At 48.6% G+C, this 25449-nt stretch carries 21 protein-coding genes and 1 pseudogene; 18 read left to right on the top strand and 4 right to left on the bottom strand.

Annotated elements, in window-relative coordinates:
* The first annotated feature begins 161 nt into the window (after positions 1–161).
* From puuD to cbdX, 13 genes and pseudogenes are all read left to right on the top strand, one after another.
* Positions 162–926 carry a gamma-glutamyl-gamma-aminobutyrate hydrolase gene (gene puuD, locus GFB57_RS22545; RefSeq protein ID WP_003838709.1) on the top strand — a complete coding sequence of 255 codons (765 nt, stop codon included), beginning with the start codon at positions 162–164 and terminating at the stop codon, positions 924–926.
* Positions 927–951: 25 nt separating this feature from the next.
* Complete coding sequence (gene puuR / locus GFB57_RS22550; protein WP_003830877.1) at positions 952–1509, top strand: HTH-type transcriptional regulator PuuR; 558 nt, start codon at positions 952–954, stop codon at positions 1507–1509.
* A gap of 138 nt (positions 1510–1647) precedes the next feature.
* Positions 1648–3135, top strand: coding sequence for an aldehyde dehydrogenase PuuC (gene puuC / locus GFB57_RS22555; protein WP_008321006.1), 1488 nt, complete (start codon positions 1648–1650; stop codon positions 3133–3135).
* Between the two features lie 2 nt (positions 3136–3137).
* Positions 3138–4418, top strand: coding sequence for an FAD-binding oxidoreductase (locus GFB57_RS22560; protein WP_046669776.1), 1281 nt, complete (start codon positions 3138–3140; stop codon positions 4416–4418).
* 210 nt (positions 4419–4628) lie between these two features.
* On the top strand, positions 4629–5756 hold the full coding sequence (gene hyaA / locus GFB57_RS22565; protein WP_071524462.1) for a hydrogenase 1 small subunit: 1128 nt from the start codon (positions 4629–4631) through the stop codon (positions 5754–5756).
* Positions 5753–7546, top strand: coding sequence for a Ni/Fe-hydrogenase large subunit (gene hyaB / locus GFB57_RS22570; RefSeq protein WP_008321012.1), 1794 nt, complete (start codon positions 5753–5755; stop codon positions 7544–7546). Before hyaA ends, hyaB begins: the two co-directional genes overlap by 4 nt.
* An 18-nt stretch (positions 7547–7564) precedes the next feature.
* A complete protein-coding gene (gene hyaC, locus GFB57_RS22575; RefSeq protein ID WP_008321013.1) occupies positions 7565–8299 on the top strand; it encodes a Ni/Fe-hydrogenase b-type cytochrome subunit in 735 nt (244 codons plus the stop codon).
* Positions 8296–8877, top strand: coding sequence for a hydrogenase 1 maturation protease (hyaD, locus tag GFB57_RS22580; RefSeq protein ID WP_003838722.1), 582 nt, complete (start codon positions 8296–8298; stop codon positions 8875–8877). The genes hyaC and hyaD overlap by 4 nt, the downstream gene beginning before the upstream one ends.
* A 5-nt stretch (positions 8878–8882) precedes the next feature.
* Complete coding sequence (hyaE, locus tag GFB57_RS22585; protein ID WP_008321015.1) at positions 8883–9287, top strand: hydrogenase-1 operon protein HyaE; 405 nt, start codon at positions 8883–8885, stop codon at positions 9285–9287.
* Entirely contained in the window at positions 9284–10141 is an 858-nt protein-coding gene (locus GFB57_RS22590; protein ID WP_008321017.1) for a hydrogenase expression/formation protein, read from the top strand. Before hyaE ends, GFB57_RS22590 begins: the two co-directional genes overlap by 4 nt.
* An 88-nt stretch (positions 10142–10229) precedes the next feature.
* Positions 10230–11772: pseudogene (appC, locus tag GFB57_RS22595) on the top strand (cytochrome bd-II oxidase subunit 1).
* Positions 11773–11783: 11 nt separating this feature from the next.
* Positions 11784–12920 (top strand): cytochrome d ubiquinol oxidase subunit II, encoded by a 1137-nt coding sequence (gene appB / locus GFB57_RS22600; RefSeq protein WP_003838730.1) that lies wholly within the window; start codon positions 11784–11786, stop codon positions 12918–12920.
* A gap of 13 nt (positions 12921–12933) precedes the next feature.
* A complete protein-coding gene (gene cbdX / locus GFB57_RS22605; RefSeq protein WP_003838732.1) occupies positions 12934–13023 on the top strand; it encodes a cytochrome bd-II oxidase subunit CbdX in 90 nt (29 codons plus the stop codon).
* A 52-nt stretch (positions 13024–13075) separates the two neighbouring features.
* On the opposite strand, the gene GFB57_RS22610 is transcribed toward cbdX, so the two are convergent.
* Together GFB57_RS22610 and GFB57_RS22615 are read right to left on the bottom strand one after the other, a co-directional pair.
* Entirely contained in the window at positions 13076–13789 is a 714-nt protein-coding gene (locus GFB57_RS22610; RefSeq protein ID WP_008321024.1) for a GNAT family protein, read from the bottom strand.
* 192 nt (positions 13790–13981) lie between these two features.
* Complete coding sequence (locus GFB57_RS22615; RefSeq protein ID WP_290366916.1) at positions 13982–15451, bottom strand: PLP-dependent aminotransferase family protein; 1470 nt, start codon at positions 15449–15451, stop codon at positions 13982–13984.
* Between the two features lie 123 nt (positions 15452–15574).
* Here GFB57_RS22615 and GFB57_RS22620 point away from each other — a divergent pair, with 123 nt between their 5' ends.
* From GFB57_RS22620 to GFB57_RS22635, 4 genes are all read left to right on the top strand, one after another.
* Complete coding sequence (locus tag GFB57_RS22620) at positions 15575–16024, top strand: GNAT family N-acetyltransferase (protein ID WP_003838738.1); 450 nt, start codon at positions 15575–15577, stop codon at positions 16022–16024.
* Positions 16025–16191: 167 nt separating this feature from the next.
* A complete protein-coding gene (locus GFB57_RS22625; protein WP_003838740.1) occupies positions 16192–17196 on the top strand; it encodes a LacI family DNA-binding transcriptional regulator in 1005 nt (334 codons plus the stop codon).
* Positions 17197–17349: 153 nt separating this feature from the next.
* Complete coding sequence (gene nhaC / locus GFB57_RS22630) at positions 17350–18801, top strand: Na+/H+ antiporter NhaC (RefSeq protein ID WP_003838742.1); 1452 nt, start codon at positions 17350–17352, stop codon at positions 18799–18801.
* Between the two features lie 12 nt (positions 18802–18813).
* Entirely contained in the window at positions 18814–19995 is a 1182-nt protein-coding gene (locus tag GFB57_RS22635) for a MalY/PatB family protein (protein WP_003838744.1), read from the top strand.
* Between the two features lie 165 nt (positions 19996–20160).
* Here the strand turns inward: GFB57_RS22635 and GFB57_RS22640 are convergent, their stop codons facing one another.
* Positions 20161–21639: a hypothetical protein gene (locus GFB57_RS22640; RefSeq protein WP_008321031.1), complete on the bottom strand. Its 1479-nt coding sequence runs from the start codon at positions 21637–21639 to the stop codon at positions 20161–20163.
* 620 nt (positions 21640–22259) lie between these two features.
* On the opposite strand from GFB57_RS22640, the gene GFB57_RS22645 reads away from it, so the two are divergent.
* Positions 22260–22913: an AbiV family abortive infection protein gene (locus tag GFB57_RS22645; protein ID WP_048231818.1), complete on the top strand. Its 654-nt coding sequence runs from the start codon at positions 22260–22262 to the stop codon at positions 22911–22913.
* A gap of 146 nt (positions 22914–23059) precedes the next feature.
* On the opposite strand, the gene GFB57_RS22650 is transcribed toward GFB57_RS22645, so the two are convergent.
* On the bottom strand, positions 23060–25219 hold the full coding sequence (locus GFB57_RS22650) for an SEC-C metal-binding domain-containing protein (protein ID WP_290366917.1): 2160 nt from the start codon (positions 25217–25219) through the stop codon (positions 23060–23062).
* Positions 25220–25449: the final 230 nt, after the last annotated feature.

Below are 25449 nucleotides of genomic sequence, written 5' to 3' on the forward strand. Positions count from 1 at the left end.
TAATGTCCACCATTCGACTCTGGATGCAAACAAATTGTTTGTCAAATGTTAAATTAAGTTTGCTAGAAGGTTATTCCGCTGCTAGATTGAGAAAATAATGAACGGAATTGCACAACAAGGAACCGTTTGGCAATAATTTATTCCAAAACGTGAGGTCGATCATGGGCAATATATTTGACAAGCCAGTTATTGGTGTAGTGATGTGTAGGAACAGGCTTAAGGGTCATGAGACCCAGACTCTGCAAGAAAAGTACCTGAATGCGGTATTAAATGCCGGTGGATTACCGATAGCGCTGCCCCATGCGCTCGCGGAACCCGAATTGCTGAACGCGCTGTTACCGAAACTGGATGGTATCTTCCTGCCAGGAAGCCCAAGCAATGTGCAGCCGCACCTCTATGGTGAAAATGGCGATGAGTCTGACGCCGATCCCGGGCGTGATCTTCTGAGCATGGCGCTAATTACCGCCGGGCTCGAAAGGCGCATTCCCATTTTCGCCATCTGCCGGGGCTTACAGGAATTAGTTGTCGCCACTGGCGGGACTCTGTATCGTCGCCTGTGCGATCACTCACAGTTCCTGGAACATCGTGAAGATGCGGAACTCCCGGTGGAGCAGCAATATGCGCCATCTCATGAAGTCCAGGTTCAACAGGGAGGATTGCTATCTCAGTTAATACCAGGTTGCAGCACGTTTTGGGTTAACTCCTTGCATGGTCAGGGCGCAAAAACCCTTGGCCCGCAGCTGCGCGTGGAAGCACGCTCGCAGGATGGATTAGTGGAAGCTGCCAGCGTCCATGACCATCCTTTCGCGCTCGGCGTGCAGTGGCACCCGGAATGGAACAGTAGCGAATACGCCCTGTCGCGTTTGTTACTTGAAGGTTTTATCACCGCTTGTCAGAACCACCTCGCTGAAAAACAGCGACTCTGACCACTACAGTTAAGGAAATGCAATTATGAGCGATGACGGCCTGGCGCCGGGTAAACGTTTGTCAGAGATCCGCCAGCAATTGGGTCTTTCGCAGCGTCGTGCCGCCGAACTGTCTGGGTTAACGCATAGCGCCATCAGCACCATAGAGCAGGATAAAGTCAGTCCTGCCATCAGTACGCTGCAAAAGCTATTGAAAGTATATGGGCTGTCGCTCTCCGAGTTCTTCGCGGAACCGGAAAAGCCTGACGAACCGCAGGTGGTTATCAATCAGGATGATTTGATTGAGATCGGGAGTCAGGGAGTATCCATGAAGCTGGTACACAACGGAAATCCGAATCGTACGCTGGCAATGATGTTTGAAACCTATCAGCCAGGCACGACAACCGGGGAGAGAATTAAACATCAGGGTGAAGAGATTGGCACAATACTGGAAGGTGAAGTGATACTGACCATCAACGGTCAAACGTATCCTCTTGTTGCAGGGCAAAGCTATGCCATTAACACCGGCATACCACACAGCTTCAGCAACACCTCGGCGGGGATCTGCCGCATCATCAGTGCCCACACTCCCACCACGTTCTAATAAGTAGCGGCCTGAGTTTCTCAGGCCTTCTTAAATAACGCGCATTAACAGGGTACATCCCTGGGGCATCGTGCAGCCTGATTTTGCCTGAAAAAGATCAGCAACGAACTTTATCTTATTGATATAAAAGGAGTAGCTATGAACTTTCAGAATCTTAAATATTGGCGTGAAAAAGCCAGCCATTATTCACCGGAAACCCGTTTATTTATTAACGGCGAATATTGTGCCGCCACCGATAACGAAACCTTTATTACCCAGGATCCGGCAGGACAACGCCCGCTCGCCAAAGTCGCCCGCGGCAAAAAAGCGGATGTTGACCGCGCGGTCACCGCAGCCCGCACCGTGTTTGAACGCGGGGACTGGTCGCAGGCATCACCCGCAGAGCGCAAAGCGGTGCTGCACAAACTCGCCGATTTAATGGAGCAGCATCACGAGGAGCTGGCGCTACTGGAAACGCTCGACACCGGTAAACCGATTCGCCATAGCCTGCGTGATGATATTCCCGGCGCGGCACGCGCCATCCGTTGGTACGCCGAGGCGATAGATAAAGTCTATGGTGAAGTTGCCACTACCTCGGTGAACGATTTAGCGCTGATTGTCCGCGAACCGGTGGGCGTGATTGCGGCCATCGTGCCGTGGAATTTTCCCCTGCTGCTGGCCTGCTGGAAACTCGGCCCGACTCTGGCTGCGGGTAACAGCGTGATCCTCAAGCCTTCCGAAAAATCACCGCTGACCGCGATTCGCCTGGCCGCACTGGCTAAAAAAGCAGGTTTGCCCGATGGCGTGCTCAGCGTTGTGAGCGGGTACGGTCACGAGGCGGGCCAGGCACTGTCGCTGCATCCGGATGTTGATGTGATCACCTTTACCGGTTCGACCCGCACCGGCAAGCAACTGCTCAAAGATGCTGGCGACAGCAACATGAAACGCGTCTGGCTGGAGGCCGGCGGTAAAAGTGCCAACATCGTATTTGCCGACTGCCCGGATCTGCCGAAAGCCGCCGCTAATGCAGCGGCAGGTATTTTCTATAACCAGGGCCAGGTTTGTATCGCCGGTACGCGTCTGCTGCTGGAAGAAAGTATTGCCGACGAGTTTATCGCGCTTTTAAAAGAGCAGGCGAAAAACTGGCAGCCGGGCAACCCGCTGGATCCGGAAACCACGATGGGCACGCTTATCGACAACACGCATGCCGACACCGTACACAGTTTTATTCGCGACGGTGAAGCGCAAGGCACGCTGGCGCTGGATGGCCGCAGCCACGTACACCCGGCGGCCATCGGCCCGACTATTTTTGTCGACACCGCGCCGCAAGCCCACGTCAGCCGCGATGAGATTTTCGGGCCAGTACTGGTCATCATCCGTTTTAGCAGTGAAGCCGAAGCTCTGGCGCTGGCCAACGACAGCGACTACGGTCTGGGCGCCGCGGTCTGGACCCGCGATTTGTCGCGCGCGCACCGCATGAGTCGCCGCCTGAAGGCCGGTTCGGTCTTCGTGAATAACTACAACGACGGTGATATGACCGTGCCATTCGGCGGCTATAAGCAAAGCGGTAACGGACGCGATAAATCCCTGCATGCGCTGGAAAAATTTAGCGAATTAAAAACCATCTGGATCTCCCTGGAGTCTTAATCATGACTGAACATACCAGCAGTTATTACGCCGCAAGCGCCAATCAATACGAACCGTTCCCGACCCTTAGCGAATCGGTAAGCTGTGATGTTTGCGTCGTGGGCGGTGGTTATACCGGACTCTCCTCCGCCCTGCATTTATCAGAAATGGGTTACGACGTGGTGCTACTGGAATCCGCACGAATTGGCTTCGGAGCCAGCGGGCGCAACGGTGGCCAGTTGGTGAACTCCTACAGTCGCGATATCGACGTCATTGAACGCACCTACGGCCCGGACGCCGCTAAAATGCTTGGCAGTATGATGTTTGAAGGCGGCAATATCATTCGCGAACGTATCAAACGTTATCAGATCGACTGCGACTATCGTCCTGGCGGGCTGTTTGTGGCCCTGAACCACAAACAGATGGAAACGCTGGAGGAGCAGAAATCGAACTGGGAACGCTACGGCAATACGCAGCTTGAACTGTTGGATAGCAGCGAAATTCGCCGCGAAGTCAGCAGCGATCGTTATGTCGGCGCGCTACTCGACCACAGCGGTGGTCATATTCATCCGCTAAACCTGGCGATTGGCGAGGCTAACGCCATTCGTCTGAACGGCGGGCGCGTGTTCGAACAGTCGCCAGTCACCCGTATTCAGCACACCAGCCCGGCAGTGGTCAGCACCGAAAAAGGTCAGGTTACGGCACGTTTTGTGATTGTCGCGGGCAACGCCTACCTCGGCGACAAACTGGAACCTGCGCTGGCAAAAAGCAGCATGCCGTGTGGCACGCAGGTGTTAACCACCGAACCGCTGTCGGCGGAGATGGCGCGCTCGCTGATCCCGAAAAACTACTGCGTTGAAGATTGTAACTACCTGCTGGATTACTACCGTCTGACCGGCGATAACCGCCTGCTGTACGGCGGCGGTGTAGTCTACGGCGCTCGCGATCCGGACGATATTGAGCGTCTGGTGATGCCGAAACTGCTGAAGACCTTCCCGCAATTGCAGGGGGTAAAAATTGATTACCGCTGGACCGGTAATTTCCTGTTAACGCTGTCGCGCATGCCGCAGTTCGGCCGTCTTGATACCAACATTTACTATATGCAGGGCTACAGCGGCCACGGCGTGACTTGTACCCACCTGGCAGGACGGCTGATTTCGGAACTGCTGCGCGGGGATGCCGAGCGTTTTGACGCTTTCGCCAAACTGCCGCATTACCCGTTCCCGGGAGGCCGCAGCCTGCGCATTCCGTTTACCGCCATGGGCGCGGCCTATTACAGCTTACGTGATCGCCTTGGGGTTTAAGTTCTTCCGCGATAAACCCGACGCACAGGGCGGTCCCCCCTGTGCGTTTTTTTATTGCCGAATAAGCGAAAAACAGATAACAGGCACGAAAATATCGCAATAGGACATAACCACACACTTTGCATTGTTTCTCCCCGCTAATCGGATAGGCTTTTTTAGATTATCGCTGGCGGCGTGCGCCAGAACTCAACGGGGGAAGAAACGCGTGTTATGAATACGAATAACGAGGAGACCTTTTATCAGGCGATGCGCCGCAAGGGCGTGAGCAGACGCAGTTTTCTTAAATATTGTAGCCTCGCGGCAACATCGCTAGGGTTGGGAGCTGGAATGACGCCCAGAATCGCCTGGGCGCTGGAAAACAAACCCCGGATCCCGGTCGTCTGGATCCACGGTCTGGAATGCACCTGCTGTACCGAATCATTTATCCGCTCCTCTCACCCACTCGCCAAAGACGTCATCCTCTCTCTGATTTCCCTTGATTACGACGACACACTGATGGCCGCCGCCGGAACACAGGCCGAAGAGGTCTTTGAAGACATTCTAAGCCGCTACCACGGCCGATACATTCTGGCCGTCGAAGGTAATCCTCCGCTGGGAGAACAAGGGATGTTCTGCATTAGTGGCGGGCGACCGTTTATTGAAAAGCTTAAAAGAGCCGCCGCCGGTGCCAGCGCGATTATCGCCTGGGGCACCTGCGCCTCCTGGGGCTGCGTGCAGGCTGCCCGGCCTAACCCAACTCAGGCAACACCGATCGATAAAGTGATTACCGATAAGCCTATCGTGAAAGTGCCCGGTTGCCCGCCGATTCCAGACGTCATGAGCGCCATCATTACCTACATGGTGACCTTTGGAAGGCTGCCGGAACTCGATCGTCTGGGGCGTCCGCTGATGTTTTATGGTCAGCGTATTCATGACAAATGCTACCGCCGCGCCCACTTTGACGCCGGGGAGTTCGTTGAAAGTTGGGACGATGACGCTGCCCGCAAAGGCTATTGCCTGTACAAAATGGGCTGCAAGGGGCCAACCACCTATAACGCCTGTTCCACCACCCGCTGGAATGGCGGCGTTTCCTTCCCCATCCAGTCCGGTCACGGTTGTCTGGGATGTTCGGAGAACGGCTTCTGGGATCGCGGTTCGTTCTACAGCCGCGTGGTCGATATTCCACAGATGGGAACGCATTCTACCGCTGACACCGTGGGCCTCACCGCGCTTGGCGTAGTGGCGGCTGGTGTCGGCGTCCACGCAGTCGCCAGCGCCGTCAATCAACATAACCGCCACAAACAGCAGTTAACTAAAGCCGAACAACCGCAGCCGGACAAAGAGGATAACCAGGCATGAGCAACTCGTATCAAACCCAGGGATATACGTTAAACAATGCGGGTCGCCGCCTGGTTGTGGACCCCATAACCCGCATTGAAGGCCATATGCGTTGTGAAGTGAACATTGATGAGCAGAATATCATCACCAACGCGGTTTCCTGCGGCACCATGTTCCGCGGACTGGAGATCATTCTGCAGGGGCGCGACCCTCGCGATGCCTGGGCATTTGTCGAACGTATTTGCGGAGTATGCACCGGCGTACATGCCCTGGCATCGGTGTATGCCATTGAAGATGCCATTGGCATCAAGGTGCCCGACAACGCCAACATCATTCGCAATATTATGCTGGCGACGCTGTGGTGCCACGACCATCTGGTGCACTTTTACCAGTTAGCCGGAATGGATTGGATTGACGTGCTGAATGCCCTGAAAGCAGACCCGCGCGCCACATCACAGCTGGCGCAAAGCCTTTCTGCCTGGCCGAAGTCCTCCCCTGGCTACTTTTTTGACGTCCAAAATCGCCTGAAGAAATTTGTCGACGGCGGTCAACTGGGGATTTTCCGCAACGGTTATTGGGGTCATCCGCAGTACAAACTGTCGCCTGAGGCTAACCTGATGGGCTTTGCCCATTATCTGGAAGCACTCGATTTTCAGCGCGAGATCATCAAAATCCATACGGTGTTTGGCGGTAAGAACCCGCATCCTAACTGGATTGTCGGCGGTATGCCGTGCGCGATTAATATCGATCAGCGCGGCGCGGTTGGCGCAGTCGATATGGAACGCCTGAACCTGGTGCAGTCGATCATCACCCGCACCGCTGATTTCATCAACAACGTCATGGTGCCTGACGCGCTGGCTATCGGTCAGTTCAATAAGTCCTGGAGCCAGATTGGCACCGGGCTTTCTGATAAGTGCGTCTTGAGCTACGGCGCGTTCCCGGATATCGCCAATGACTTCAGCGCGAAGAGCCTGTTGATGCCAGGCGGCGCGGTGATTAACGGTGATTTTAAAAACGTGCTGCCAGTGGATCTGGCCGATCAGCAACAAATTCAGGAGTTTGTCGATCATGCCTGGTACCGTTATCCGGACGATCAATTAGGTCGTCACCCGTTCGAAGGGATTACTGAACCCTGGTATAACCCGGGCGATGTCAAAGGCAGCGATATTGATATCAAACAGCTCAACGAACAGGAACGCTATTCGTGGATTAAAGCCCCGCGCTGGCGCGGACACGCCATGGAAGTTGGACCACTGGCGCGCACGCTGATTGCCTATCACAAAGGGGATGCCGCCACGATTGAATCCGTCGATCGCATGATGTCTGCCCTCAAGCTGCCGCTTTCGGGTATGCAGTCGACGCTGGGGCGTATTCTGTGCCGCGCGCACGAAGCCCAGTGGGCCGTGAGCAAACTGCAATATTTCTTCGACAAGCTAATGACCAACCTGAAAAACGGTAATCTGGCGACCGCAAACACCGAAAAATGGGAGCCTGAAAGCTGGCCACAGCAGTGCCGCGGGATCGGTTTTACCGAAGCACCGCGCGGCGCGTTAGGTCACTGGGCATCGATTCGCGACGGGAAAATCGATCTCTATCAGTGTGTGGTGCCGACCACCTGGAATGCCAGCCCGCGCGATCCGAAGGGACAAATTGGTGCTTACGAGGCGGCGCTGATGGGCACCCAAATGGCGATACCGGATCAACCGCTGGAGATCCTGCGCACCTTGCACAGCTTCGACCCCTGCCTGGCATGTTCAACCCACGTACTCGGCGACGACGGCAGCGAACTTATCGCCGTCCAGGTTCGCTAAGCGTTAAGGAACGGAACGATGACTGGAAAAACATCCCCACGCGTCGGGGAGGCGCGTGATACCGCTATCAGCCACTATGTGTTTGAAGCGCCTGTGCGCTTGTGGCACTGGCTGACGGTCGGCTGCATGTTGGTGTTGATGGTGACCGGATACTTCATTGGCCGACCGCTGCCGTCGGTCAGCGGTGAGGCCACTTATCTGTTCTATATGGGCGACATCCGGCTGATACATTTCTCCGCCGCCATGGTGTTCACGGTGATCCTGCTGATGCGCATTTACTGGGCCTTCGTCGGTAATCGCTATTCACGAGAACTTTTTATCGTGCCGGTCTGGCGGCGCAGCTGGTGGCGAGGCGCGTTTTCGGTCGTGCGCTGGTATCTGTTTCTGGAAAAAAAACCGGGAGATGATATCGGTCATAACCCCATCGCGCAGGTGGCGATGTGCGGTTATTTCCTGCTCTCCGTTTTTATGATCCTCACCGGTTTTGCCTTATACAGCGAACATAGCCAGTACGCCATTTTTACCCCTTTCCGCTATGTGACGGAGTTTTTCTACTGGACCGGCGGGAACTCTCTCGATATCCACAGCTGGCATCGGTTGGGGATGTGGTTCATCGCCGCCTTCATCGTAGGCCATGTGTATATGGCGATTCGTGAGGACATCATGTCTGACGATACCGTCATCTCCACCATGGTCAATGGCTACCGTAGCCACAAATTTACCCGACGTCAGCACGACAAGGAGGCGTCATGAGCGAACCACACGTCATCGTGATGGGTCTAGGCAACCTGCTGTGGGCAGACGAAGGCTTTGGTATTCGCGTCGCCGAACGCCTGTACGCCCATTATCACTGGCCGGAATACGTTGAGATCGTCGACGGCGGCACGCAGGGGCTGAATCTGCTGGGCTACGTTGAGCAGGCCAGTCATCTGCTGCTGTTGGACGCCATCGACTACGGTCTCGCGCCGGGCACCCTGCAAACCTACGCCGGTGAAAAAGTCCCCAGTTACCTCAGCGCCAAAAAAATGAGTCTGCATCAGAACAGCTTCTCCGAAGTGCTGGCGCTGGCGGACATTCGCGGCCATCTGCCCCCGCACATCGCCCTTGTAGGACTTCAACCGGTACAGCTGGACGACTATGGCGGCAGCCTGACCGACATCGCGCGTGCTCAGCTTCCGGCGGCGGAGCAGGCCGCACTTACGCAACTGGCTGCGTGGGGGATTGTGCCACAGACCAACGATGAAACGCGTTGCCTGAACTATGAATGCCTGTCGATGGAAAACTATGAAGGCGTGCATATTCGCCAGTATCGCGTAACGCTGGAGAGATAAGCAACATGTTGAATGACAACCCTTTTCCTGCTCTATGGCAACGTATGCTGGCACGAGGCTGGCAGCCGCTAACCGCGCCCGAACTGGATGACTGGATAACCCACGTTCGCGACGGTGTGGTGTTACTCAGTAGCGATCCCCGCCGTACACCGGAAGTCAGCGATAATCCGGTGATGATTGCCGAGTTGCTCCGCGAGTTTCCTCAGTTTGACTGGCACATCGCCATGGCGGATCTCGAGCATAGCGAGGCGATTGGCGATCGTTATGGCGTATTCCGCTTCCCGGCCACACTGGTGTTTATCCACGGCGAACTGAGCGGCATTCTCAGCGGCATCCACCCGTGGGCCGATCTGCTCAACCTGATGCGCCCCTTAGTTGAACCACGCACGCCGCCGGAGTCTGAACGATGAGCGACACTTTTTTTCATCTGCTGGGGCCGGGAACGCAGCCGGACGATGACAGCTTCAGCATGAATCCCTTACCCCTCACCTGCCAGGTCAACAGCGACCCCAGCATGGCATCACTGGAAAACTGCCCGCACAGTCCGGCGGTGATGGCATTGTTAGCCGATGTGCGCCAGCAGCTCAGGAGGCGCATTCCCGCCAAACAGGACGTGCTGGGATGGGATTTATCCGCGCTCAACGCAGACGATCTCACGTTTTTGAATACGCTGCTCGGCGAAGGCGAAGTTTCAGTGCGCATCCAGCATGCTGACGGCAGAGCATGCGAGATCCAGGAGTCGATTTTCTGCGGTATCTGGCGGGTGCGTTGTCAGAATGACAACGGGCAGTGGGAGGAGCATCTGGAAGCAGGCAGCGCGCCGCGGGCACTGTGGCTGGCGGCAACGTTCAATACACTGCCGGACGACAGCCTGTTGCCCCCGCCGGTGGACGGGCTAATGAATGGCCTGACGCTGGCTCAGGAACTGCTGGCGCACGTGCGCGATCCGGCCTTGCAACCCCATAGCATTAACCTCACCCAACTTCCGATTAGCGATGCGGATCGCCTGTTTCTTGCTCGGTTATGTGGCGAAGGACACATCCAGATCCGCACTATCGGCTACGGCGAGAGCCAAATCGACGCCACGGCGCTGCGCCATGTCTGGCATGTGCGCTGTCTGGATACCCTGAAAGGGCTTCTGCTCGAAAGTTATGAGATCTGTCCATTACCGGAACTGGTGCAGGCTGCGCCGGAAGATCTTCGCGACTCGCTCCAGCGCCTAGATGAAGTCTGCGGCTGGCTGGCATCCGGTCCACCGGCCTGACCCCCTCTCCCGGCCCGCATGCTTTTATGCTGCGGGTCTGGCGTTTTCTTCCTTATCTATTCACTCTCTAATGCCTGATGGAGTTCGCATGTGGGACGTCATTGACTTATCGCGTTGGCAGTTTGCGCTGACCGCGCTGTACCATTTTCTGTTTGTTCCCCTGACGCTGGGGCTAATTTTTATGCTGGCCATCATGGAAACCATTTATGTGGTGACGGGCAAAACAGTCTACCGCGACATGACGCGTTTCTGGGGCAAGTTATTCGGGATTAACTTTGCGCTCGGCGTGGCAACCGGCCTGACCATGGAGTTTCAGTTCGGTACTAACTGGTCGCTCTATTCTAACTATGTGGGCGATATTTTTGGCGCGCCTCTGGCAATGGAAGCCCTGCTGGCCTTCTTCCTCGAATCCACGTTCGTTGGTCTGTTCTTCTTCGGCTGGCAACGCTTAACCAAATACCAACACCTGATGGTCACCTGGCTGGTCGCGTTTGGTTCCAATATCTCGGCCCTGTGGATCCTCAACGCCAACGGCTGGATGCAATATCCAACCGGCGCTCACTTTAATATTGATACCCTACGTATGGAGATGAGCAGCTTTAGCGAGCTGGTCTTTAACCCCATCAGCCAGGTGAAATTTGTGCATACCGTGATGTCCGGTTATGTCACCGGCGCCATGTTTGTTATGTCCATCAGCGCCTGGTATTTGCTGCGCGGTCGCAATCGCGAGTTCGCCCGGCGTTCCTTCGCGGTGGGTTCCGTTTTTGGCACGCTGGCTATCCTCGGCACTCTACAACTGGGTGACAGCTCAGCCTATGAGGTTGCCCAACGCCAGCCGGTAAAACTGGCGGCAATGGAAGGCGAATGGCAAACCGAACCGGCACCCGCGCCCTTTCATGTCATCGCCTGGCCGCAGCAGGAGCAAGAACGTAACGCCTTTGCTGTGAAGATACCGGCTCTGCTGGGCATCCTGGCCACGCACTCTTTAGACACGCCGGTTCCGGGGCTGAAAAATCTGATGGAGGATGCTCTCCCCCGCCTGCAACGAGGTCGGGAAGCGTGGCTGCTGATGCAGGAAATCGCCAAAGGTAACCGCACGCCTCAGGTACTGAACGCTTTTCACGCTGTGGAGAAAGATCTGGGTTACGGCATCCTGCTGGCGAACTACGCGCCTGATATGAACCATGTCACTCCGGAGCAATATCAGGCCGCGCAACGCGGTGCGATCCCGCAAGTAGCACCGGTATTCTGGAGTTTTCGCATCATGATTGCATGCGGTTCACTTCTGCTGCTGGTGATGGCGATTGCCCTGATACAGACCTTACGCTGGCGTATCGACCAGCATCGCTGGGTACTGCACATGACGCTGTGGAGCCTGCCGCTACCGTGGATTGCCATTGAAGCCGGCTGGTTTATGACGGAGTTTGGCCGCCAGCCGTGGGCGATTCAGGATATTTTGCCGACCTGGTACGCCCACTCCGCGTTAAGCGCAGGCCAACTGGCCTTCTCCATGGGGCTAATTCTCACGCTTTACACCTTGTTTTTAATTGCCGAAGTCTACCTGATGCAGAAATACGCGCCTTGGCCCGGATGCAATGCATAACCAACAACCAGCGCAACAACAGGGATAAAGGAGATAATCATGTTGGATTATGAAACGTTACGGCTCATCTGGTGGCTGCTGATTGGCATCATCCTGGTGGCATTTATGGTCACCGACGGGTTTGATATGGGGGTTGGCTGCCTGTTGCCGCTGATCGCGCGTAACGATGATGAGCGTCGGGTACTAATCAATAGCGTCGGAGCGCACTGGGAAGGTAACCAGGTGTGGCTCATTCTGGCGGGCGGTGCATTATTCGCGGCCTGGCCGCGGGTCTATGCCGCGGCATTTTCAGGGTTTTATGTGGCGATGATTCTGGTGTTGTGCGCCCTTTTCTTTCGCCCGTTGGCCTTTGATTATCGTGGAAAAATAGCCAATGCACGCTGGCGCGCCATGTGGGATACCGGGTTGGTGATTGGCAGTCTGGTCCCTCCAGTTATCTTCGGCGTTGCATTCGGTAACTTGTTTTTGGGCGTGCCTTTTATCTTCACACCACAGCTTCATGTGCAATACCTGGGCACCTTCTGGCAGTTACTCTCACCCTTTGCCCTGCTGTGCGGCGCATTAAGCCTGATGCTGGTTATTCTGCAAGGAGGCGTGTGGCTCCAGTTGAAGACCGACGGCATTCTTCACCAACGTGCGCTGTCTGCTACCCGCCGCAGCGCGATGCTGGTCGTGCTCTGCTTTCTGTTAGCCGGTTACTGGCTATGGACGGGGATCGATGGCTATGTGTTGCTAAGCCAGGATCCTAATGGTCCTTCCAACCCGCTATTAAAAGCAGTAACTACCTCGCCGGGCGCGTGGATGGCGCACTTTTATCAGTCACCACTGCTGTTAATTATTCCGCTGCTTGGCATGATTTTCCCGATGCTCGCGATCTATGCCTGCGGACAACGTCGGGCCGTATGGGGATTTTTGTTTGCTTCACTGGGCCAGGCCTGCGTGATCTTCACCGCTGGAATCACCCTGTTTCCGTTTGTGATGCCTTCAAGCGCGTATCCGCTCTCCAGCCTGACGGTGTGGGACAGCACCTCCAGCCAGATGACACTCAGTATCATGCTGGTTATTGTGCTGATTTTTCTACCGATCGTTCTGCTTTATACCGTGTGGAGTTATTACAAAATGCTCGGGCGCATCAATGTAGAAACGATCCGCCGCCACAACCACGAACTTTATTAAGGAGGACTGTACGATGTGGTATCTGTTTTGGTTTGTCGGCATTCTGCTGATGTGCGGACTCTCCACGCTGGCGCTGGTCTGGCTTGAGTCGCGGCAGAGATAATTCTACACGGGCGCTACGCTTTCTGGCTCCCCGGTTTATTCGGGGAGCTTTTTTATCCCCTTTCCATCAGCTCGCCAAGACGCCTAATTTGCCGTCCCTGGTTATCGAAATTACGCTCATCGAGCCACATATCGTAGGCCGGTCGAAGTGACGGATACTCACCGTCAATGATTGAGTACCATGCGGTATCTCGATTACGCCCCCGCGTGACGACAGCCTGACGAAATATGCCTTCAAAACTGAAGCCAAATCGCTCCGCCGCCCCACGGGAAGGAGCATTGAGAGCATCGCATTTCCATTCAAAACGGCGATAGGCCAGATCCTCAAAAACGTACTTTAAAAGCAATGAGATGACTTCTGTTGAGATTCGCGAACGTTTCATGCGTACGGAGTAGGAAACATGGCCAACCTCGATCACGCCATTTGAGGTATCAATCCGCATCAGTGCAAACGTACCAACAGGTTTCATACTGGTTAAATCGATCACAGCAAAATGCATCGGATCGGTCTGTTCTTCCATCTTTTTTACATAATCCAGGAAGGTATCGAAGGTCTCAAAAGGCCCGACCGCCAGATATGTCCAGTCACGACAATCGTTTGCTTCGCAGTACGCTTCATACAACTCTTTTGCATGGCGTTCGGCGTTAATACGTTCAAGCTTACAATAGCGACCTGTAATTTGCTGAGCCTGTGGAAAGGGTGCGCCTTTCCAGTCAGACAAAGTCATACCAACGGGTTGATGAAATTGATTAAAGATGCCCGACATATCCATACCTCTTACAAAACAGGGCTAAACCAGCGCAGAGTATGATCAAACAGGGCAGTCCAAAAGAACCACAATGCGTGTTTTTAACAGATCCACACTATTTAATAGTACAAAAAACAGGCACAATATTTTTACACGTAGCAAAAGAAACGTATTTACTGCATTAATGCTAAGAGCTGAATAAATTATAAGTTAAATAACCTGAGCCAGACGGCGAATCCCATCAACAATTGCCTCTACCGGATGATTTGCAAAACCAATCAAAATCCCCTGTCGTGAGACATCGCTCTGGTAATAACGACTTAGTGATAGTATTCCCATCCCTAGTAATCTGGCTTTCTCTTCAACTTCACTCCCAGTCATCCCATTTTGCAACCAACATACGATATGAACGCCTGAGTCTGAAGGTTGAATAATCATTTTATCAGCAAGATAGTATTGAATAGCATTGACCAACGCTGTTCTTCTTTCATAGCATGCTTTGCGAATTCGACGCACATGACTGGCATAGTGCCCCTCCTCAATAAAATTTGCCATCACTGCTTGTTCAAGATAGCTGGTGCCGAGATCGGAATAATATTTGGTCACCATAATCTGTTCTTGTAAACCCGGCGGAACAACTAAAAAACCTAAACGGAATTCCGGGTACATCATTTTAGAAAATGTTCCGGCATAGATTACGCGTTGATTCTGATCTAATCCTTGCAGAGCTTGTAAAGAACGGTCGGCATAACGGAACTCACTATTATAATCATCTTCAAATATCCATGCCTGATTCGACTTCGCCCATTCCAGCAACTCAAAACGCCGGGATAAACTCAACGTTCCACTTAATGGATATTGATCCGACGGGACGACATAGGCCAGCCTGGCGTCAGGAAAATGATCAATACCATAGCGGACGTTCATTCCTTCGCTATCTACCGGTACCGGCCTCACCATAGCACCAACAGACATGTAGGTTCCGCGGGCGCCTTTGTAACCCGGGTCGTCCAGCCAAACGTCATTTCCTGCCGACAGCAATGCTCGTGCAGTAATGTTCAATGCCTGCTGAATACCATTTACGATGATTATTTGATCTTCGTTACAGTTCACTCCACGCGTTGTTTTAATGTAGCGGCAAATCGCTTTTCTCAAAGGAAGGTACCCGCAAGGATGAGTGTGAGCTCCCAGTTGATGCCGGGATTGTCTCCAGACTCGTTGCAGTAGCTTTCCCCATAACGCATGCGGGAAGAGATCCGTACACCCGACACCAACCGCAAATAGACGGTTCATGCAGCGCCCTTCATACTCATTTGACCATAAATCGCGAGCAGGATTATTTCGGCTGTGAACCTGATCATCAGGTGATACGACGTCCCCCAACGCCATCTCTGGATAGCTATTGCTGATACTCCGATCCGGAATATTATGTGAGACATATGTTCCAGACCCTTTACGAGTCAGGATATACCCTTCATCTAATAGCCGGTCATAACCGGCGATCGCTGAGTTTCGTGAAATTGACATCATTTCGGACAACGCCCTGGTTGACGGCATTTTTGTTCCTGGCGGCAATCGCCCTTCGAGGATGTGATCGCGGAGGATTTGGTAAACCTGCTCCTTAACCGCACCTTTTCCTAAAACAAATACTTGAAATAAAGGCGCATTGTTTTTCTTCATTGTATTAACCTTTATACTAAAGTGGATCCTATCAATATATCGAAAGTGTCTCTTTACGAGAGTTTATAAAATTCTTAGTATCATCATACTAACACATTACTCGTATAAAATATCAGGATATATATGATTAACATGAATGCCGTTACTATTGAAAGTGCAGAACAAAAAGACTACGCCAGCTGGCTTCCTTTATGGATAAACTATCAAACATTTTACCGCACTATAATTTCAGATGAAGTAACAAAATTAACGTGGGAGCGATTCTTTACCCCGAGCGAACCTGTTTATTGTGCTGTTGCAAAATATGATGGGAAAATAGTGGGACTGGTTCATTATCTCTTTCACCGCTCAACCTGGGCAGAATCAAACTATTGCTATCTCGAAGATTTATTTGTTAGCGAAGATGTACGCGGCCAACACATCGGTAAACAACTTATCGAATATGTCCAACAACAAGCCAAAAAACATCACGCGTCAAGATTATACTGGCATACGCATGAAACCAACCTCCGTGGGCAACGTCTGTATGACTGGGTGGCCAAAAAGAGCGGAATGATCGAATATCGCATGTAAGTGTAATAATACGCAGGATAGTATTGAATAATTAAACACTAAAAATAAGCCTCTGAGTATATCTACTCAGAGGATGTATCGGTGACAAATCCCCCCAACCTGAATAAGATAAGGAATAAAACCAGCGATAAGCAAATTCTTAAGAATTAAAAAGGTAAAGAGCCAGCATGGCAACGATAAAGGATGTTGCAGAGTTAGCGGGAGTGTCCACCGCAACAGTTTCACGTGTTATTAATCAAACCGCATGGGTTGAACCCGTGACGCGTGAGCGTGTTGAAAAAGCCATGCGCGAACTGAACTATCATCGCAATGCCGCCGCTATTGCATTAGCGAAACGTAGCGGTGACATGCTCGGGTTATTGACCGGCAATCTTGCCGATCCCTTTTTTGCCAGGCTTGCACGAGGCGTAGAAGAAGTATCACGCCAGCAGCAATTTCGGCTGATGGTATGCAGCGGTGGCCACGATGAAGGAATGGAAAAATCAGGACTCGATTTCCTGATAAACCAGGGCTGTGAAGCTATTGTGGTCCATGCCAGTAGACTGTCTGAAAAGGAACTGTTGCGATATGCCGCTCATTTTCCTGCCATGGTGGTCGTAAATCGCTATATTGCCGGGATGGCCAATCGCTGCGTGTGGCTGGAAAATAGTCAAGCAGCTAAAACAGCCACGCTACACCTCCTGGAGCAAGGACACCGTTGTATTGCCTGCGTGACAAGTGACTTACCGATTATCGATCGCCGTGAGCGGCTGGAAGGTTATCGCCAGGCGCTGGCTGAATATGGTATTACGCCAGATAAAAATTGGGTGATTAGCGTGCCCTTTAATGAAGAAGGTGGCGAACGCGCTGCACATCAGCTGCTTAATTGCGGCATTCCTTTCACCGCAGCGGTGACGTTTAATGATGTGATGGCCGCCGGGATTATGCGCATCCTCCATCAGCAGGGAATTACACTTCCGCAACAGCTTTCGATCGTTGGATTTGATGATGTGGTGATGGCCCGCTATCTCTACCCTGCACTCACAACAATGCATTATCCCGTTGAGCGCATGGCTCGCTGCGCTTCGCAACTGGCGATACAGCTTTTTAAGGGCGCAACTCAGCGTCCCAGCGTGAATAGTTTCACTGCAGAGCTGGTGATCCGCGATTCTGTTCTTCCCCCCTCTCTCTGAAATCAATGCGTAAATCGTCAAGCCCCTGAGTTGTGATCAACTTCAAATTTAGCGCCCTCATGTAATCGCTTACATGAGGGCCAATGAACGATCACAGTCAGACAAAAGAGTGTTCTCTACTCTTGAGCGACCTTACAGACTGGAGATTCATGAATGAATGCCTCTCAAAATCAGAAAAAAGCACTCTCATTTGGACTGGCAGTGATCCCTATTTTAGCCATGCTACTGCTGTTAATTATTGGCTACGGCATCATGGGGCTACGTATTGAGCCTTTATTGCTTTGTTCTGCTGCAGTCGCCGCGGGCATGGCCTGGTGGCAAGGGTATTGCTGGGAAGACATCATTAATTCGGTGGTGGATAAACTCGCCAAAGCAATGCCGGTTATCATGATTCTTATCTGTGTTGGCGGCCTGATTGGTACATGGATGTTCAGCGGCACCATCCCTTACATGGTGTACTGGGGACTTAAACTCATCAGCCCCGAATACATTCTCATCGCCGCGTTCTTTTTGACCAGCGTCGTATCGGTGTGTACCGGAACCTCCTGGGGTTCCGCCGGAACGGTTGGCGTAGCGCTGATGGGGGTTGCCGCAGGACTGGATGTCTCATTGGCAGCAGCGGCAGGTGCCGTTGTTTCTGGCGCTTACTTCGGTGACAAGATATCGCCGCTGTCAGACTCCACCAACTTTGCGGCCATTGTCGCAGATACCACCCTTTTCGAGCATATCCAGCACTTATTGTGGACCACTATTCCCAGCTTTCTGCTTGCCGCTGTGGTTTATCTTATTGCGGGCCACAGCAATATGCTCGGCGAGGTCGCCACGCCGCAACGGGTTACCGATATTGTCAACGCTCTGGAGTCGCTATACCACTTCAATATCATTCTGATTTTGCCACCGGTTATTGTGTTGTGGGGCGCGATTCGTAAAAAGCCGGTCATTCCTTTAATGCTGAGCGCATGCGTATTAGCCCTGATTCTGGGCGTTGTCATGCAAGGACTCAGCATCAAGCAGGGGCTGGATGCCTTTATAGATGGGTTCAACATTACTATGTTCCCGCAAGGGAGTGAGGGCATTATTGCTGATGTTCCGCGCCTGCTGAACCGTGGCGGAATGTTCTCAATGATGAGCACTATTCTTCTGGTATTTTGCGCATTTTCTTTTGCCGGTGCCTTAACGTTAACGGGCGCACTCAACATTATCATTAACCGCTTACTGACGGTCATTCACAGCGTCGGTCAGTTAATTGCGGCAACCATTGGTACCACCCTTCTTGTTACCGGAGCGACAAGCGACGGCAAGCTGGCTCTTCTGGTTCCAGCTGAATTATTTAAAGACGCATACCGCCGCATGGGACTGGATACCAAAAATCTGTCCCGCACAATTGAAGACGCTGGCACCGTCATTGAGCCGTTGTTGCCATGGACCGCCGCCGGAGTTTATATGGCCACAACATTAGGAGTGAGCACACTGGATTTATTGCCATGGGCGATTCAGTGCTATGCCGCAATCTTCTTCGCCTTGATTTACGGCTTCACGGGAATCGGTATTGCGAAGGCGCCATCAGTGACAGAAACAGAAAAAAATATTACGGCAACAGAATAGGGAGAGCATGTAATGGATTTTAATAAGATTATCGATCGCCACGATACCGCATCGCTGAAATGGGACTTTATGGCGCGATATTTCGGCGAGGATACACATCAACTGTTGCCAATGTGGGTGTCTGATTTTGACTTTACTTGCCCGCCCGCTGTTCAGGAGGCTTTAACTCACCGCGTCGGGCACGGTATTTTTGGTTACAGCGAACGGCCACAAAGCTACTTTGATTCATTAATCTCATGGCTCTCAACCCGGCATCAGCTGGAAATCAAGCAAGAGTGGATCTGCAGTATTGAAGGTGTTGTTCCGGGATTATCGCTACTCGTACAAATGCTGAGCCAACCCGGTGAAGGCGTAGTCGTTCAGGGGCCTTATTATGGCTCATTCGCTAAAATTATCTCTTTGAACGGCAGACAGTTGCTGGAAAATCCGTTGTATGAGGACCCGGCTACCGGTTATCAAATGGATTTTGCTCACCTGGAAATGTTATTCCGGACTGAACGTCCACCGTTGATGATTTTATGTAATCCGCATAACCCAACCGGCCGTTGTTGGTCTGTTCAGGAGCTGGAACAGCTACTTACGCTGTGCGAAACCTATGATGTGACGTTGCTGTCTGATGAAATATGGGCAGATTTATTGCTTCCTGGAGAACAATTTACTTCAGTTCTGCATCTGGGAGAACGCTGGCATTCGCGTGTAATTTCAGCCACTTCAGCCAGTAAAACGTTTGGTTTGTCGACATTGCGTATTGCTAATTTTCTGATACCGGCACCGGCATTGCGTGAACACTTTTTACGCCGTCTGGATGCACATGGGCTGGATGTATTCAATGCGCTATCCGTCGAAGCGAGTACGGCAGCATGGCAACATGGTGCACCATGGTTAGACGAGTTACTTGGCTATCTGGCTGAAAATCGACGCTGGTTTATTCAACAAATTGATGAACATCTCCCGTGGGCTCGGGTTGTTCCTTCCCAGGCAACTTATCTACTGTGGATAGATTGCAAAGCGCTTGGACTGGATGATGAGCAGCTCAAATGGGTAATGCTTGATGTTGCCGGTATTGCGCCTTCAATGGGAAATAGCTTTGGTCCTGCTGGAAAAGGTTTTATCCGCCTGAACATGGGATGTCCACGCGCCTACCTCGAAAAAGCGGTAGAGGGGTTGAAGCGTATTGCATTTACATCTTGCTAAATCTGCTCAGTAAACGAATCGGCCCTGGCGCAGGGCCGCTCGATATTATCAGCCATTTTAATGAAAAACCAAGTGATATAGTACCAGTTAGCCACCAACAGACAGGGGCGTCTAAGCGCGTTTTTGCTATTACAAGCTAAAACGAGGATTCAGGCACTATTATTTTCATTCACTATCTTCTTGTTTCATTTTCATTAAAAAATGCAACACATTAGGATTATTATCCACAATATTTGTGAATTTCCTCAATAACCTTGAAGCATCTTTTTTTCGATTATGATTAACATACCAAGTATGGCATACACCGTATAACAATGCGCTTTTTAACTCAATGAATTCATCATCCATGCCTGGATGTTGATAAAGAAAATCATCCGTATAATCTTCTATTTCTTTAATTTCATGAATTTGTTTAACTGGTATATCAAGCAGTGAATTACTGGTTTTGATCATTTCTAACATTGAATAAAAAATCGTAGGCGATTGGTTTTGAAGAAAAACCTGATTTTTAAATTCATCAATGATCTTTTCTTTTTCCTTAGTATCTTCGATAAAATATGTCAACTGCGCAAGGTGGCTCAATAAAGTCACATCATTTTCAGCGTCATTAGTTAGTTTCCATTTATCATAACTATTTTTGACATAAGCGCGTTGAAAACTCTCCTTATCTGGATAAGGATAATAAGGATGAAAGCTGAGTGCATGCACTAAAAACCCAGCAGCGACGTCATCAGATAATTCTGCACTATAAACATCTACGAAAGAAGCTGTCAGACCAGCCATCAAAAAGTTGAGCTCATCGTCTATAAAAGGATATCTCCCTTTTAAATCAATGACCTCACTCCTTATCTTAACGACCAGGTTAGCCATACCAATAGCGTCCATTTCATCTTTTCGGGCACTTAGTGTACGGGCATTTGTATCAATGAAGAGGATCTTAGCTATTATCTCTCGCTTTTGAGCATCAGTTAACTGTGATTGCGAAATAATTTTATCAAAAATCTGATTAAACCATCTACTCTCTAAATTAATGCTATGCGCATTGGGTGATAACAACTTCCCGTTCAAACTATAGTGGATTTTCTCTATTTTATTATCACGTGTAAACCCTACCAACGTTACGACTGAGCGAGAATTCGCTTCAGCCAAATTAATTATTTGCTGTTTAGAACGATGAGTCAAAAACAATGTCGGAAATTGCCAGTTCTCAACCGCAAACGGGGGCACAAATTGGAATGAAGGATTCTCTTTAGATGTGGCCCTTTTCCATGTCTCCTCCATCTGGTGAGTGATGTCATAAGCATTTTCATCTGTATTACTACTGTTCCACCCCCCATCTTTTTCATTATAGAAGCCAGAAATGCTTATCTGTGCAAATTCAGGATATGGTTGGTAGAAAATCGCACAACCCATTGCAAAAAACAACACAAGCAATGAGAAACAACTCGACTTGTTGGGATAACTTCTTTTTTTTAGATGATAAATTAATATAGTTATTAGAATGGCAACAGAACCACATATGAAAGGAATCTTCCATTCATTCAGAAAAAACAAAAAGGAGGGAAAATTAAAAAAAATCAGTGCTGGCAATCCCAAAAAGGTGATAATACTTCCGGAAAAAGTAGCAATGTCCTGGAATTTCATGAGGGGCCTATCTTCTGGTAGATATTGAAGATAGATTAAAAAATACAGCGCAAGATGACAAGGATTTCTGCCAATAAGTTTATGTTAGTCGCTTGTTTTTTCTAGGTAAATGTTCTTATTCATGTAAAATCACCCCATCCCTAAGTAAAATTGTGGTTTTCATGTAATTCGGAGCTAAAATCTCCGCTCACAGAATGGCGAGGACCTGCGATTGCACGTCTTACAAAGCTCCCACTTTGCATTGTTCAACTCATTGAAACAAATATATTGATCATCAGTTGCCTCAATTTTGTCACATCCGCAACGCGCAAAATGCACATTAGTGCTGAACAAAGCAAAACACTGCAATAGTAACTTGATGATTTTACGAGAAAAGGTGGTGCGATAATAGGAACAACACCTATGCATTAATTTGTTGATTATTAATGAAAATTATATGTTTCATCTTTGGTGATACCCCCGAAGATACCCCCAATAGATTTTTTGTGTTCATGATGTGAGATTATTATTTAATGATAGTTCCTTTTGAACATCACTCGCTATAGCGGATGGTGGGGAAGTTCCATACTCTATGATAATATATGTTTGTATAGCGAGTTAACCTATGGAATGGAGTTTCTATGAAGAAAGAAGATGGTATCTCAAAATATAAGCTCAACAAAATAGCCACCGAATCGTTAAGAAATACTATACGACTTCATTTTGACTCTATTTTACTTTATAGAAATGGATCATATCCCAGCGCATTTCAGCTTTCCGTGTTAGCTCTTGAAGAGTTTTCAAAGGCTAACTGGGTGGATCACTATATCTGGACATCTGAAACAAATGAAGGCTATCCAAAAGCAGATTTTGAGCAGGAATGGCTTAAGCTCCTATATCAACATCCTAAAAAACAATGGAATTTTGTAGCAAGAGAAACAAATGATTATTCACCAAAATTTATATCATTAATACAAAGTAGAAAACTGGAAGAAAAAAAACAAAACTCTATATATGTTGGACTATCTCGTAGCAAGGGGAAAATAGATACAGACAGTAGAATATCCACTCCTTGGAGAATAAAACAAGGAGATGCAAAGGAAATTATTTCAATAATCAATGATGAGTTAATAAAAATATGTAAAAGAATTGAAGAAGATGAATTCTACTTTGAAGGAGGAAAAAACATGGACGATGTATTCGATTACAAAATTTACAACAACCTATTAACATGGCCACACAAAAGTGGAATAAAAAACGAAGGGTGGAGAAATAAAAATTTTCCACAAAAATAATAAACACTTTCGAATTTTGGTTGAAAAATACATACGGCTTATCGGAATAAATAGCGAGACATGGACAGATATAATTATCTGCCCTTTTATTGTCCATACAAAAACACCTATCAAACCTACAAATTATATCAAGAGTAATTCTAACATCATAGATTATTTTTTATAAGACAGCATTTTTTATATTTTTTACCGCTTCCACATAAACACTTATCATTTCTTCCAAGCTTAACTTTAAATTTTCCCCTTAATTCCTTCGAATCATAAATCATTGGCTTATCCATTTTTGCTTCTTTAACTGCAAGATCCATTTTTGTATCTTTTTGCCAAGGAAAGGATAACTTACATATCGAAGCCACCATACCAAGTCGATCAGCCTCAACCAAAACCCCAAACCATTGATTTTGCTTTGCTAAATATTTTTTTGCATTAACATGGGCCATCAATTTATTTTGAGCTGATTCTAAATCACCAGCTAATGTATGAACGGTTAGACCACCAACCCCATTTTCTAGCTGAATAGTAAAATCATGAGTAAGGTTATCCTGTATGGTTAAGTATTGTATCCTACCTACTGCCTCATTAAGCATATCGACAAACTTACCATTTCCTTTTAAAAGGGTCAGGCCCAGATCTGTTAAATCATCATTAGCCAGTCGTTGAATTTTAAAAAGAAGCCTACCAAAGAATCCTGATGTATATTTTTGCAAAATGCCTTTTGGTGTTCCACTACCGGGCAGTGCTAATCTTCTTACCATAAAAGCAGCATCTAAGTCAGAAGCAATATCATCCGCTAGATGCATAAAGGTCATATCATTCTCAATCCATAAATTATATTTTAGATGCATGGATAGAAGAACAATTTCTGTGCTCGCCATTAGAGCGTCATGATAACCAGTACGGCGATCAACAAAACTCAAGAAAAATAAAGGCTCCGAAAGAAACTCAGTAAGAATATCTAAGAAAAAAACATCCATAATATATGGTGCTTTTAAATGTTCTGTTTTCTCATATTTAAGATGAAGTCGACACTGAAAAGCTAAGGACGGATAACTCTCAGATGTTATACAAACTGGGTAGCAAGATGTAGGCCGATCTTTAAATTCTACCAAATTTCCACTTGCATCCTTAAAGTGAACCCCCGCTTCCATAAGAGCATTGGAGCATTCTATCGCCTGATCATAAGCGTTCTGAAATCCCTTAGTGAAATCATCTTTAACAATCTCAGCATGTCCTTTTCTTGAGGAAAGCGTCATACCTTTAGATTTTGCTTGTACGATTAAATATTTACTCCCGAATTTAACGAGTATATCGATCTCACCAATTTTCTCTGCCGCATTTTTAAAAATATCAATATTTACATAGACGTTTTCTCTTCCAAAAACAGATACTAATTTATTATATGTGAATGCCTCAGTGAAATTTCCTCTATGCTCATCAGCAAACTTGCGATACGATTTATCTTCACGCATCCAAAATATTGGGCTTTCATACATTGATTGAGCAAGTGATGTTAACTGGAATAAATAATATTTTTCATTTAGATATACAATAGGCTTTGCATTAATAATATTAAAATCATCTATTGAGCTAAACGATTTGTTATCATCGTTTGAACTTGTACTAAAAATAGTCAAAAAAGAAATTACTATTTCCTTTGACTGTTTAGATAAACGAGTTAGCTCATCAACATTTATTTCATGAAACTGAAGGCGGGATTCTTTATGACTTATTAATTCGCTACGTGATGCAATGGAGTTAAGATTTTCATTAAGCATTTCATTAATAGCTCGATATATTGTATAAGCATCATTCATATCGAAACCAACATGATCACGGAGCCATACTTCATCTTCTATATAACGTTCTCTTGCGAATGATGCAAATTGAAACTCAAATGCCTGTTCAGCACTATAAAATATAAACTCACGAACAACATCTTTTTCCGTAAAAAAACTTTCAAATGAAAGTTTCGGATTCTCAAGAGAGAAATTTTTCATTCCTGAAGTTTTTATGGCCTCATGAATATCTTTTAAAATTTGCTCAGCAGAATCAACATATTGAGTTAGCTTATCGCTGCTTATTTCTACTGCATTATAACCGGACTTGAGCATCAACCCATGCAGTAGTGATAACTCAGTTTTAATCAATCGGTCAGATGAAGTCAGATGGTTCAAATCATCAGTTTCCAATCCTCCTTTAAAACCTATTGTACAGTCTCTTAGGCATAAATATGAATACGCATGAATAAAACCGTCTTGTTTACAAAGTTCTTCTAACTCTAAAAATTTCGCTTGCTCACTATTCATTATTGTCTCCAAATATTTTATTCAGCAATGCCAACGATTATAAACAGCAGGGGCGTGGTTTTTTCAAGAAACTATGTAACTTTTGATAAATTTAGTCAAGTTTAAAATGACAACTAAATTAGACTATATTGATATATACTCATAGAAAGTAATTAATTAGACAAATTTTTTTTAAAGGAATACTTATTCCTTTAATTCATCATCGATGAATGTGCGGTAAAATGTAATTT

The sequence above is a fragment of the Citrobacter sp. S39 genome (genome assembly GCF_009495675.1).
Lineage (GTDB): Bacteria > Pseudomonadota > Gammaproteobacteria > Enterobacterales > Enterobacteriaceae > Citrobacter > Citrobacter freundii.